Annotated in this window: 10 protein-coding genes; 3 read left to right on the top strand and 7 right to left on the bottom strand. The window is 71.2% G+C overall.

Going from position 1 to position 12673, the window contains the following annotated elements; genetic code table 11:
- The first annotated feature begins 1 nt into the window (after position 1).
- Positions 2–1129, top strand: a complete 1128-nt coding sequence (gene ispG, locus ACFQVC_RS23095; RefSeq protein ID WP_381833438.1) for a flavodoxin-dependent (E)-4-hydroxy-3-methylbut-2-enyl-diphosphate synthase — start codon at positions 2–4, stop codon at positions 1127–1129.
- Between the two features lie 215 nt (positions 1130–1344).
- Here ispG and ACFQVC_RS23090 read toward each other — a convergent pair whose 3' ends face one another.
- From ACFQVC_RS23090 to ACFQVC_RS23065, 6 genes are all read right to left on the bottom strand, one after another.
- Positions 1345–3111 (bottom strand): hydroxysqualene dehydroxylase, encoded by a 1767-nt coding sequence (locus ACFQVC_RS23090; RefSeq protein WP_381833435.1) that lies wholly within the window; start codon positions 3109–3111, stop codon positions 1345–1347.
- Entirely contained in the window at positions 3108–4871 is a 1764-nt protein-coding gene (locus ACFQVC_RS23085; protein ID WP_381833432.1) for a hydroxysqualene dehydroxylase, read from the bottom strand. Before ACFQVC_RS23085 ends, ACFQVC_RS23090 begins: the two co-directional genes overlap by 4 nt.
- The gene (locus ACFQVC_RS23080; protein ID WP_381833429.1) at positions 4868–6634 is read right to left on the bottom strand and encodes a hydroxysqualene dehydroxylase; all 1767 of its coding nucleotides are present in this window, start codon (positions 6632–6634) and stop codon (positions 4868–4870) included. The genes ACFQVC_RS23085 and ACFQVC_RS23080 overlap by 4 nt, the downstream gene beginning before the upstream one ends.
- A gap of 40 nt (positions 6635–6674) precedes the next feature.
- Positions 6675–8510 carry a hydroxysqualene dehydroxylase gene (locus ACFQVC_RS23075; protein ID WP_381833426.1) on the bottom strand — a complete coding sequence of 612 codons (1836 nt, stop codon included), beginning with the start codon at positions 8508–8510 and terminating at the stop codon, positions 6675–6677.
- A 2-nt stretch (positions 8511–8512) separates the two neighbouring features.
- Positions 8513–9484, bottom strand: a complete 972-nt coding sequence (locus ACFQVC_RS23070; protein WP_381833423.1) for a phytoene/squalene synthase family protein — start codon at positions 9482–9484, stop codon at positions 8513–8515.
- A 173-nt stretch (positions 9485–9657) separates the two neighbouring features.
- Positions 9658–10533, bottom strand: coding sequence for a helix-turn-helix domain-containing protein (locus tag ACFQVC_RS23065; protein WP_381833420.1), 876 nt, complete (start codon positions 10531–10533; stop codon positions 9658–9660).
- A 105-nt stretch (positions 10534–10638) separates the two neighbouring features.
- Between ACFQVC_RS23065 and ACFQVC_RS23060 the strand changes: the two genes are divergently transcribed.
- On the top strand, positions 10639–10860 hold the full coding sequence (locus ACFQVC_RS23060; protein WP_381833417.1) for a DUF1707 domain-containing protein: 222 nt from the start codon (positions 10639–10641) through the stop codon (positions 10858–10860).
- Positions 10861–10875: 15 nt separating this feature from the next.
- Here the strand turns inward: ACFQVC_RS23060 and ACFQVC_RS23055 are convergent, their stop codons facing one another.
- A complete protein-coding gene (locus ACFQVC_RS23055; protein WP_381833414.1) occupies positions 10876–11310 on the bottom strand; it encodes a VOC family protein in 435 nt (144 codons plus the stop codon).
- A gap of 148 nt (positions 11311–11458) precedes the next feature.
- Between ACFQVC_RS23055 and ACFQVC_RS23050 the strand changes: the two genes are divergently transcribed.
- Positions 11459–12598 (top strand): SGNH/GDSL hydrolase family protein, encoded by a 1140-nt coding sequence (locus ACFQVC_RS23050; protein ID WP_381833928.1) that lies wholly within the window; start codon positions 11459–11461, stop codon positions 12596–12598.
- Positions 12599–12673 lie beyond the last annotated feature (75 nt).

The following is a 12673-nucleotide window of genomic DNA, read 5'->3' as shown; positions in this document are numbered from 1 at the left end:
GATGCCTGTCGAGCTCGGCATGCCCGCGCCGCCGCCCCGGAGCACGACCGCTCGCCGCCCCACCCGGCAACTACGGGTGGGAGCCGTCGGCGTGGGCAGCGACCATCCGGTGTCCGTGCAGACGATGACCACCACGGTCACCGCCGACGTGGACGCCACCTTGCAGCAGATCGCCGAGGTGACCGCCGCGGGGTGCGACATCGTGCGGGTCGCGGTGCCGTCCGGCGACGATGCCAGGGCTCTGCCTCACCTCGTCCGCAAGTCGCCCGTGCCGGTCGTCGCCGACATCCATTTCCAGCCGCGGTATGTGTTCGCCGCCATCGACGCCGGATGCGCCGCGGTGCGCGTCAACCCGGGCAACATCCGACGCTTTGACGACAAGGTCGCCGAGATCGCCCGGGCCGCGGCGGATGCCGCCGTCCCCATCAGGATCGGCGTCAACGCCGGTTCCCTCGACCCGCGGCAGCGCGTCCTGTACCGCACTGCCCCCGCCGAGGCGCTGGTGGCCTCGGCGCTGTCCGAGTGCGCGCTGTTCGAGGAGCACGGCTTTCGGGACCTCAAGCTCTCCGTCAAACACCACGACCCGGTCGTGACCATCGACGCTTACCGGATCCTCGCCGAGCGGTGCGACTACCCCCTGCACCTCGGGGTGACCGAGGCGGGCCCGGCCATGCAGGGCACGGTGAAGTCCGCCACCGCGTTCGGTGTTCTGCTCCGCGAGGGCATCGGCGACACGATACGGGTCTCGCTGACCGAGCATCCGGTGGAGCAGGTCAAGGTGGGCTGCGCCATCCTCGAGGCGCTCGGCCTGCGGCCGCGCCGCCTGGAAATCGTGTCCTGCCCGTCCTGCGGGCGCGCTCAAGTCGAGGTGCGGGAGCTGGCCGCGCGGGTCAGTGCCGCCTTCGACGGCTTCCCCGTCCCGCTGCGCGTCGCAGTCATGGGCTGTGTGGTCAACGGGCCCGGCGAGGCCCGCGAGGCGGACATCGGCGTCTCCGCGGGCAACGGCAAGGGGCAGATCTTCGTACGGGGCGAGGTGACGCGGACGGTCCCGGAGCACAGGATCGTCGAGGCCCTGATCGAGGAGGCACAAGAGCTGCTCGACGCATCGGGGGGTGCCGCCGGCGTCTGAGGGGGGAGGTGAGTTGCCGGGTCCGAGTCCGGGGCCCGGCAGCGGCTGTGTCAGCAGCCGGGTCGCCTCGCCCCGGCCCAGGCGGCACACCGGACTTCTGGGCTTCCGGACTTCCGGGCTTCCTCATGAGGCAGCGCCGTACCCCTCCGAAGCAGCGCCGTCATGATGACACGGAGCCTTCCCGCCGGACCGGCGGGAAGGCTCCGCTTCAGGAATCAGGAGGACGGCGGCAGGTCGAAGAGATTGGGCAGGCCCGCCCGGTAGCGCGCCGCGTCCTGTCGCTTGGCCAGTTCGAACTCGGGCGGCCGGTGCAGCTCGTGCAGGGTGCAGCGCTCCGCGGTCGAACCGGCGGCTTCCAGAAGGGCGTTCACCGCGGCGCGCGCCGCTTGGTTGGCGCTCTCCATCGAGGCGATGTTGATGTCTGTGCGGACGTAGTCGGCGGCCAGGAACAGATTGGGGATCGCCGTGTCCGCGTCGGGCCGGTGCCGCCAGCTGCCGGTCGGGTGGATGAGGAGCGGCTCGTCATTGGCGGGCTGTGGAGTGCCCAGGCCCGTGACGGCCGGGTCTATGTGCCAGGAGTGCACGATGTCGTCGGGGAGTGGCGTGTCGAGCGCGCCGTTGAGCTGGGCCCAGGTCTCCCGGACGAGTTGTCCGGCCGTGCACTCGCGGGCGGGTTTGCCGTACAGGACACCGGGTTTGGTCCACTCGGCGACGACGGTGGACAGACAGTCGGTGACCGTGCCGTCGCCGTAGTCCCGGGCGAAGTCGCGGTCGGGCCAGAACTGGCTCTGGCTGATGGAACTGACCGCCCAGGGAGTGTCCACATAGGCCATGTGTCCGGGCGTGATCGGCGCGGGGCGGCGCAGGTAGAACTGGATGCCCGTCATCCAGTCGGTCTGCTGGCGGGCTATACCCGCCAGGCGCGGGTCGGCCTGAAGGATCTCCCGGTCGATCAGACGCGCGGCGCGCTCGACGGGGACGGCGAGAACGTACCAGTCGGCGGTGACCTGTTGCGTGGTGTCCTCGGGGCCGCGGACGCCGGCCGAAGTGATGCGCCCCTGCGAGCAGTTGAGCTTCTCGACGCTCCAGCCCAGCTTGAGCCGGGCGCCCTGGGAGGTGAGGTGGGAGGTCCAGGGGTCGATCCAGGCCTCGTTCGTCGGGGCGTCGAGAATCCGGTCGAAGGGGTCCGGATAGCCGATGCCCACCAGGTTGTACATGAAGCCCTCGGCGATCCGGCCGACCGTGTTGGCACTGGCGATCTCGGCCTTCATCGCGGCGAGGAGCCGGGTGAAGCTGACGGCGAAGATGTTGCGGTAGTCGGCGCTGCGCTCGTCGGCTCTCAGGAAGGTCCACCACGGCACGTCCTCCCACTGCCCCAGGCGCCGTTCCTCGCTGCTGGTGACGAAGACCAGCACACGGTTGGCCAGCATCAGGGCGTCGGCGGGCGGAAGGTGCAGAGCCTCCTCGGCGACTCCGGCGACGATACGGCCGAGCAGCTCGGGGCTCAGCGGCCCGGGGCGGTGCCGCCCGCCGACCGGCAGCACCAGGTCCCGCCGGCCGCCCGACAGGGAGAACGTCAGGGTCCGCAGCGTGGTGAGGTTGTCCAGGACGCCGCGCGGATTGCCGCGGACGGGGATGCGGCTGAGGGTGTCGGGCAGGTTGCGGCAGATGCCGGGGAAGAAGCGGAAGCCGTGTTCACCGGGCAGGTCGGCGCGGCCGCCGCTGCCGGTGCCGGACACCGGCATGCTGCGGGCCTTGCCGCCGAACGACTTGCGCTCGTAGACGGTGACGTCGAAGCCACGCTCGACCAGCTCGTGGGCGGCGGACAGGCCGCCGACGCCGCCGCCGAAGACAGCGACCGTGGGGCGCCCGGCCCGGCGGGCGGCGGTCGCACGGCCGGGCGCCGCGGTGGGGAGGGTGAGCGCGGCTGCGGCGGCGGCGGTGCCGGAGAGCACTCCGCGGCGGGACGGCTGACGGTTCATGAGTTGCGCCCTTCCGGCAGGTCGAATGCGTTGGGCAGGCCCATCCGGTACCGGATGCGGTCCTGCCGTTTGGCTGGCTCGAACTCGGGCGGCTGGTACAGCGGCCACAGCCGGCAGGGTTCGGCGCGCGATCCGGCCGCGGCGAGCAGCGCGTTCACCGCGTGCCGTGCCGCCTCGTTCGCCGCCTCCATCGATGTGGTGGCGAAGCTGGTCCGTACGTAGTCGGCGGCCAGGAACAGATTCGGCAGCGCGGTGCCCGCCGGGGGCCGGTTCTGCCAGCCGCCGACGTAATTGACCAGGAGCGGCTCGTCGTGTGCGGGGTGCGGGGTGCCGAGGCCGCGCAGGCCCGGAGGGAGGAACCACGAGTGCAGGACGCGGTCGGGCAGCGGCTTTTCCAGCGTCCCGTTGATCTGCGCCCAGACCTCGCGGGCGAGCTGGCGCGGCGTGCAGTCGCGGGCGGGTTCGCCGTAGAGGATGCCCGGCTGCTCGAAGTCGGCGATCACGACGGAGAGGCAGTCCCGTACTGAGCCGTCGCCGAAGTCATGGCCGAAGTCCCGGCCGGGCCACAAGGGAGCCTGGTTCACCGAGGTGATCGCCCATGGGGTGTCCACGTGCAGAAGGTGTCCCGGGCCGATGTCCACCGGCTCGCGCAGGTAGTACTGCAGGCCGGCCATCCACTCGGTGCGGATGCGGGCGATGCCGGCCAGGCGCGGGTCGGCTTCGAGGACCGCCCGGTCGATGAGCGGTGCGGCGCGTTCGGCCGGGACGGCGAGGACGTACCAGTCGGCGCCGACCTGCCGTGAGGTGCCGTTGGGGCCGCGGACGGTGGCGGAAGTGATGCGCCCCTGCGCGCAGTTGAGCTTCTCGGCACCCCAGCCCAGCCGGAGCACCGCACCGCTGCTGGACAGATGGGTCAGCCAGGGGTCGATCCACGCCTCGTTCGTCGGCGCGTCCAGGACGCGCAGCACCGGATCCCGGTAGCCGTGGCCGAGGAGGTTGAGGAGCACCGACTCCATGGTGCGCCCCACCACGTTGGCGCTGGCCACCTCGGCCTTCATCCCGTTCAGGTTCCGGGTCAGACCGACCACGAACAGATCGCGGTACTCGTCGCCGGTGCCCTCCGCGCGCATGAAACGCCACCACGGGACGTGCTCCCACTGCCCGAACCGGCGTTCCTCGCTGCTTGTGACGAAGACCAGGATCCGGTGCGCGAGGCGCAGGGCTTCGTGGGGCGGCAGATGGGTGGCGGTCCGCAGCCAGCCGAGCACGATCGTGCGCAGCAGGTCGGGCGAGAGCGTCTCGGGGACGGCGGCTTCACGCAGCGGGAAGACGACGGGCGGGCGGCCGCCCGCCCGGGCGAGGTGCACGGTGGGCACGGCGGTGAGGTTGTCCAGAACACCCCTGGGATTGCCCGGGAAGGGGATGCGGCTGAGGGTGTCGGGCAGATGCCGGTAGGTGCCGAGGAAGAAGCGATGGCCGTGTTCGCCGGGCAGGTCGGCGCGGCCGCCGGTGCCGGTCTTGGGCACGGGCATGCTGCGGGCCTTGCCGCCCCAGGCGCCCCGTTCGTAGACGGTGACGTCGAAGCCGCGCTCGGTCAGTTCCTGGGCGGCCGACAGGCCGGCGACCCCGCCGCCGAGTACGGCGACGGTGGGGCGGCGGGCGGCCGGTGCGGCTTGGCTCCTGGTGTGCCCGGCGAGGGTGAGTGCGGCGGCACCGGCCGTGCCGGCCAGCACGCTGCGGCGGGAGACCTGGTGACTCATGCCACTGCCCCTTCGGGGAGGTCGAACACGTGGGGCAGGCCGCGCCGGTACCGCATGTCGTCGTGCGCCCGCAGCCGGGCCAGCTCGGGCGGTTCGTACAGCGACCACAGGCGGCAGGGCTCGGCACCCGAACCGGACCGCTCGAGCAGGGCGTTGACCGCGAGCCTGGCCGCCTCGTTCGCGCCCTCCATTGAGGCGCAGTCGATATTCGTGCGGACGTAGTCGGCGGCCAGGAACAGATTCGGGATGGCGCTCGCCGCGTCCGGGCGCAGCGCCCGGGACCCCGGCGGGTGCACCAACAGCGGCTCGTCGTGGCGGGCGTGCGGGGTGCCCAGGCCCGTCAGGCCCGGGGAGAGATGCCAGGAGTGCCGGGCGCTGTCCGGGATCGGGCTGTCGAGCGCACCGTTGATCTGTGCCCATACTTCGTGGGCGAGCTGGCGCGGGGTGCAGTCGCGGGCGGGTTTGCCGTACAGGATCCCGGGATTCTCGAAGTCGCCCACGGAGGTGGACAGGCAGTCGGCGACGGTGCCGTCGCCGTAGTGCCGGCTGAAGTCGCGGCCGCGCCAGAACTGTGCCTGTGTGACACCGGTGATGGCCCAGGGCGTGTCGGGGAACACCATGTGCCCCGGCACGATCGGGGAGCGGCGGCGCAGATAGAACTGCAGCCCGGCCATCCATTCGGTACGCAGCCGGGCCACCCCCGCGAGCTGTGGATCGGCGGCCACGATCGCGGGGTTGAGCAGCTGGGCGGCCTTGTCGGCGGGTACGGCGAGGATGTACCAGTCGGCGGTGATGGTGCGGCGTGCGCCGCCGGGGTCCCGTGCGGTGGCTGAAGTGATACGGGTCTGGGCGTAGTTGAGGTGCTCGACGGTCCAGCCGAGGCGCAGGCGGGCGCCGTTGCCCGAGAGGTGTGTCAGCCAGGGATCGATCCACGCCTCATTGGTGGGGGCGTCGAGGAGGCGGTCGTACGGCTCGTGGTAGCCGATGCCGAGCATGGTGAGGATCAGCGGCTCGCCGATGGCCCGGCCGATCGCGTTGGCGCTGGCCACCTCGGCCTTCATGGACAGCAGATTGCGGGTCGGGACTATGGCGAAGATGTTGCGGTAGTCGGCGCCCATCGTCTCGGCGCGCATGAACTCCCACCAACTGGTGTTCTCCCACTGTCCGAAGCGGCGGGCGTTGCCACTGGTCAGGAAGACCGCGACGCGGTTGGCGGCGAACGCGGCCTCGTGCGGGGGCAGGTGCAGCACTTCGAGGGCGAAGCCGGTGAGGATGCGCACGAGCAGATCCGGGGTGAGAGCACCGGGATCTGCGGCCTGCCGAAGCGGCAGGATCAGATCGTCGCGGCCGCCGGACAGGGACATCAGCAGCACCCGGCCCATGGTGAGGTTGTCCAGGACCCCCCTGGGATTGCCCTGGAAGGGGATGCGGCTGAGGGTGTCGGGCAGGTTGCGGTAGATGCCGGGGAACAGCCGCAGGCCGTGTTCACCGGGCAGGTCGGCGCGGCCGCCGCTGCCGGTGCCGGGCACCGGCATGCTGCGGGCCTTGCCGCCGAAGGACTTGTGCTCGTAGACGGTGACGTCGAAGCCGCGCTCGACGAGCTCGTGGGCGGCGGAGAGACCGGCGACGCCGCCGCCGAGGACGGCGACGGTCGGCCGGTGCGCTCGGCGTCTCACGGCCGGGGCGGGGGCGGCTCCGAGCAGGGGTAACGTGGCGGCCGCGGCGCCGGCGAGCAGCCGGCGGCGGGGCAGCTGATGCGTCATCGCTTCATCCCTTGGTCAGGTGCTGACTCGGGCCCTTTGGTCAGGTGCCGGCTCGGGCGGATCGCCCCTGGGGCAGATCGAGTGCGTGGGGCAGCCCGAGCCGGTGACGGGCGTCGTCGCGGGCCTTGAGCGGAGCCAGCTCGGGCGGTTCGTACAGGGGCCACAGGCGGCACGGCTCGGCGGGCGATCCGGACTCGGCGAGCAGCGCGTTCACCGCAGTGCGTGCCGCCTCGTTGGCGCCCTCCATGGACGTGATGCCGTTGCGCACGTAGTCCGCGGCCAGGAACAGGTTGGGGACCGCGGTGGCCGCTTCCGGGCGGTGACGCCAACTGCCGGTGGGAAAGGTCAGCATGGGCGATTCATTGGCGGGGCTCGGTGTGCCCAGGCCCGTGATGGCCGGGTCGAGGTGCCAGGAGTGCAGCGCGGAGTCCGGCAGCGCCACGTCGAGGGAGTCCCGCAGCTGGGACCAGGTTTCGCGGGCGACCTCGGCGGCCGTGCACTGCAGGGCGGGGCGGCCGTAGACCACTCCCGGGCGGTGCCAGTCGGCGATCGACACCGACAGACAGTCCTCGACGCTGCCGTCGCCGTAACGCCGGGGGAAGTCACGGCCGTGCCAGAACTGCGCGTGCCCCACCGAGGACAGGGCCCACGGGGTGTCCACATGCAGCACATGCCCGTGGATCCCCGGCGCCCGGGTGCGCAGATAGAACTGCAGCCCGGCCATCCATTCGGTGCGCAGCCGGGCCACGCCGGACAGGCGTGGATCGGCGGCCAGGATCGCGGAGTTGAGCAGTCGCGCGGCGCGCTCGGCGGGGACGGCCAGGACGTACCAGTCGGCGGTGACGGTGGCGCGGGTGCCGTCGGGCTCGCAGACGGTGGCCGAAGCGATGTGTCCCTGGGCGTAGTTGAGGCGTTCGAGGGTGCGGCCCAGGCGTAGCCGGGTGCCGAGTGAGGACAGGTGGCGCAGCCATGGGTCGATCCATGCCTCGTTCGTCGGCGCGTCCAGTACGCGGTTGAACGGTCCCTCGTATCCGATGCCCAACAGGCCGTAGACGAAGGCCTCGTACACCCAGCCCAGCGTGTTGGTGCCGGCTATCTCCGCCTTCATCGCCGTGATGTTCCGGGTCAGGCCGATGGTGAACAGGGCACGGTAGTCAGCGCTCATCTCCTCGGCCCGGGTGTACTCCCACCAGCTGGTGTTCTCCCACTGGCCGAAGCGGCGGGCGTTGCCGCTGGTGAGGAAGACCGTGACGCGGTTGGCGAAGAACGCCGCCTCATGCGGCGGCAGCCGCAGCGCCTGGGCCGCGAAGCCGGTAAGCGCCCGGACCAGCAGGTCCGGGGTGAGCGCGCCGGGCCGGGCCGCCTCCCGCAAGGGCACGACGAGATCGCGCCGGGCGTGGGAGCGCCCGAAGGCCATCGCGGTGGCGGCGGTCAGGTTGTCCAGGACTCCGCCCGGGTTGCCGGGGAAGGGGATGCGTCCGAGGGTGTCGGGCAGATGCCGGTAGGCGTTGGGAAAGAACCGGAAGCCGTGTTCGCCCGGCAGGTCGGCGCGGCCGCCGGTGCCGGTTCCGGGTACGGGCATGCTGCGGGCCTTGCCGCCCCAGCCGCCCCGTTCGTAAACGGTGACGTCGAAGCCGCGCTCGGCCAGTTCGTGCGCCGCCGTCAGCCCGCCGACTCCGCCGCCGAACACGGCGACGGTCCGGCCGCCGCCTCGAGCCGCCGGCGCACCGGTACGGCGGCTCGAGGCGGTCGCCACGCCTGCGGCCGCACCTGTCGCGGGCAGGGCGAGCGCGACCGCACCGGCGGCACCGGCCAACAGACCGCGGCGAGTCGGCCCCGGGCCGGATGCCGCTGCGGGGGCGGGTGAGTCGGTCATCATCAGCCCTCGGCCCGGAGCCTGGGCGTGGGCGTGGCGATCCGCTCGGCCGACTCAGAGATCGTCGGCATCGGGACGCGCAGCTCCCGCCGGTGGGCGAGATGGGCGCGGGCCAGACGCCGCGCGAACAGCACGGCCCGGCGGTGGCGCGGCACCCGCACCCGCCGGTTCAGGACGTTAAAGCCCGCCCGCTCAATCTCGTCGAGGATGCCCCCGTACAGGTCGGCCGCCGCCCGGAAGGCCTGCCGGGATGCGGGCGGGAACAAGTCGAAGCCGGGCTCGGCCGCGCGGTAGTGGGCCCGGGCGCGGTCCACTTCGAAGGCGATCAACTCACGCACCCGGTGCGGGGACTCCGCCTGCGCCAGATCGTCCTGGGTGACGCCGAAGTGCTTCAGGTCCTCGGCCGGCAGATAGACCCGCCCTCGCGCGAGGTCCTCGGCCACGTCCCTGAGGAAGTTGGTGAGCTGGAAGGCGTACCCGAGCTGTCTGCCCGGCTCCCTGGCCGCCATCAGGTCGCTCGGTTCACCGATCGGGGTCATGGCGCGTCCGACCGCCGCCGCGGAACCCTCCATGTAGCCGCACAGCTGCTCGTATGTGTCGTATCCGGCGAACGCCGTGTCCATGGCCATCGCGTCGACGAACAGGAAGAGGTCGGCGGGGTCGATACCGAAGGCCCGCACCGTGTGCACCACGGCGGGCAGGACCGGGTCGTCGACCGGCTCGCCCGCGAGGCCCGCCCGCAGCAGCCCGCCCCAGCTCTGCACCGCCTCCATCCGCTGCCGGCCGGTCAGGTTCAGCGACATGTCGTCGACCAGGTCGTCCGCGACGCGCACGAAGCCGTACAGCGCGCTGACATGGCGCCGTTTCCACGCCGGGAGCAGCATCGTCCCCAGGTAGAACGAGCGGCCGTGATACGCGTGCAGCTTCCGGCACCTTTCGTAGGCGGCGGTGAGCGTGGCAGGTTCGTCGATCACGGTGTCCCTCCGAGTCCGTCGGCCACTCGCCCGGCTGCGGGCAGGGGTCACACTATGAACGTCCCTAACAACGGTCTTGTACGAATGGGACCTCGGCCCGGATCCGGGCCCGGGCCCCGGGTACGGACTTCGCCCAGCGGCGGAAACGTCCGGCGGCCGGGACCGCGGCGGCATCAGCCGAGCTGTACGGCACCGGCCGGCCGGGCGGCCCACTCGGCTCGGAGAGTGGTGGGCGTGCAGCCGACGATGCCGCGGAACTCCCGGTTGAAGTGCGCCTGGTCGTAGTACCCGCACTCCGCCGCCACCGTGGCCCAACTCAGGTCGCTGTCCGTCCTGATGAGATCCAGAGCACGCTGGATGCGCAGGACCCGCGCCATCGTCTTGGGCGGCAGCCCGATCCGGTCCAGGAATCTGCGGTCGAGATGACGGCGGGTCCAGCCGGCCCGGTCAGCGAGTTCGGAGATACGCGCCTGCCCATGCGAGTGGCGCAGTGCGTCCCAGACGGAGAGCACGGTGTGATCCCGGTCCCGCGCCTGGTCGAGAGGGGCGGTGAGCACCTGCTCGAGCAGCGTGAAGCGGGCGTCCCAGTCGGGCGCCTCGGCGAGCCGCTCACAGATCTCGTCCGCGGAACGGCCGATGAGATCGCGCAAATCCACCACGCCGTTGGAGAGTTCATGCAGCGGGACGCCGAACACCGCGTGCGCGCACGCCGGACTGAGTTCCAGCTGCATGATGCTCAGCCGGCCGAGGCTCGTCGACTCCAGGGCGGTCGCGTGCGGCCCGGCGATGAAGGAGTGGTGCACGGACGTCGTGCCGCCGTTGGCGGACGGCTCGGTGACCCGCAAGCCGTCCCCGAAACCGAAGACAAGGCCGACGCGCGCACCGGGAACATGCCGCCGGGTGGCCTGCGACGCCTCGTGCTCGCGATACCCGAACCACCGCACGCCCAGCTCTCTGAGCCGCGGATGAGGCTCCCGGTACGCCACTTCGACCGGCCCGGAGCCGGGCTCTAATCGTCGAACTGCGGTGCGTGGAGAGACAGTCCTCATTACCGCCATCCAGTTGACGAAGGAATCGCAGACTTAGATGTACGGTCATGGTATCCGCTGGTAACAGGCAGGTCCAGGCGTACGGGAGTTACAGGAATTGGATGGGTGGCGCCTGCGGTGCCGTTGCGGCCGACCCTGGAGCAGGGCGTCAACGGGCCCCAGGAGCACGAGCGCCTGGCAACCGCCCTGTCGGCGCGGACTCCGGCCGAACTGGCCACGCTCACCGCCGACTTGCCGCCCGTGTCGGCCACGGGCGGCGTCGCCGGAGCGGAGGCCAAGGAGGTAGTCCGGATCGAACTCCGACGGGCCCAGACCCCGCCGTCATGACCCGTTCACGGCCACTCAGTCGAGACAGAACTCGTTGCCCTCGATGTCCTGCATCACGATGCACGACTCGTTTTCCTCGTCGGCGGGCAGCAGGCGTACACGTACCGCGCCGAGCGCGACCAGCCGGGCGCACTCGGCTTCAAGTGTGGCGAGGCGCTCCTCACCTACGAGACCGGTGCCGGCCCGCACATCGAGATGCACCCGGTTCTTGACGACCTTGCCCTCGGGAACGCGCTGGAAGAACAGTCGCGGGCCCACACCTGAGGGATCACTGCAGGCGAACCATGCATCCTCATGGTCGGGCGGCAGGGAGCGATCGAACTCTTCCCATGTGGCAAATCCCTCGGGCGGTGGCGGCAGGACGTATCCCAACACCTCGCACCAGAACCGGGCGACGCGCTTGGGGTCCGCGCAGTCGAAGGTGACTTGGAACTGCTTGATCGACGACATCGCGCCACCATAGCGGCGGGTGCACAACACCTGCTCACCGGTACCTTGGACGTCACATTTCCTTGGTGCAGGTTGAATTGGTGGCACTCGAAAGCCGATGATCACTGAGTTCGTGGCGGCGAGTGAGATCCGGAGCGTTGACGTGGCGATGCGGGCGGTGCCGCTGGTGGGCGGGCCGGTGGAGATACGGGGTGCGCTGGACCTGGAGGCCACGCAGGCCGGGGTGATGCCGCGCCGGCTGCCCGCGTGGACCACGGAGCAGTACCAGGACCCGTCGGTCCACGGGGTGACCGTGATGCCTTCGGGTGTGCGGCTGGTGTTCCGCACCGATGCTCGTGAGCTGGAGTTCGAGGTGCTGACCTCTACAGGGCAGCTCGACACCGACCCTCGTCCCCGCCCGACGGGCATGCTGGATCTCGTGGTGAACGGCGTTCTGGCCGAGCGCCGCCGGGCGCCCTTGGGCAACGTGCTGCGGATGGCGGGCCCCGGGGCCGAGCAGCGGCTGATTCCGGGAGAGCCGGGGACCGTGCGGTTCACCGGGTTGCAGAGCGGCATGAAAGAGGTCGAGCTGTGGCTGCCGCAGCAGACCCCCACGGAACTTGTGGCACTGCGCGCCGACGGCGACGTACTGCCGCCGCTGCCGGACGGCCGGCGCCGCTGGGTGCACCACGGCAGTTCCCTCAGCCACTGCATCGAGGCCGACAGCCCGACCGGTACCTGGCCGGTGGTGGCGGCCGCACTCGGGGGAGTTGAGGTGATCAACCTCAGCCAGGCGGGCAACGCGCTGCTCGACCCCTATGTCGCCCGGACGATCCGCGATCTGCCCGCAGATCTGATCAGCTTCAAGGTGGGCATCAACATCGTGAGTCTGGCCGCCTTCCGGCTGCGGACGTTCGGCCCGGCGGTGCACGGCTTTCTGGACACGGTCCGGGACGGCCATCCGGACACCCCGCTCCTGCTGACGTCCCCGGTGAGCTGCCCGGCACTTGAGGACACACCCGGACCGACCGCAATGGGCCCGGACGGGAAGATCACAGCCCTGGGCGATCCGGCGGAAGCGGCGCGTGGCGCACTGACGCTGTCCGTGGTCCGCGCCGAGCTGGAACGGATCGTGACGGCCCGCCGGACACACGACCGTCACCTCCACTACGTCGACGGCCGTGAACTGCTCGGCCCGGACGAGGCGCACGACCTGCCCGACGGCCTTCACCCCACCGCCGCCGCGTACCGCCGGATGGGAAAACGCTTCGCCGCCCACGCCTTCGCGGACGGCGGCCCCTTCAACTGAGGGAGCATGTCGTTCCCGGGCGCTCCCGACGTATGACATTCACCGGAGGGCGGGTGCGAGGGGTGCTGCGTCGGC

This window comes from Streptomyces monticola, assembly GCF_042665355.1.
Classification (GTDB): domain Bacteria; phylum Actinomycetota; class Actinomycetes; order Streptomycetales; family Streptomycetaceae; genus Streptomyces; species Streptomyces monticola.
The sequence above is the reverse complement of the archived record's forward strand: the minus strand, read 5'-3'. Positions and strand labels throughout refer to the sequence as shown.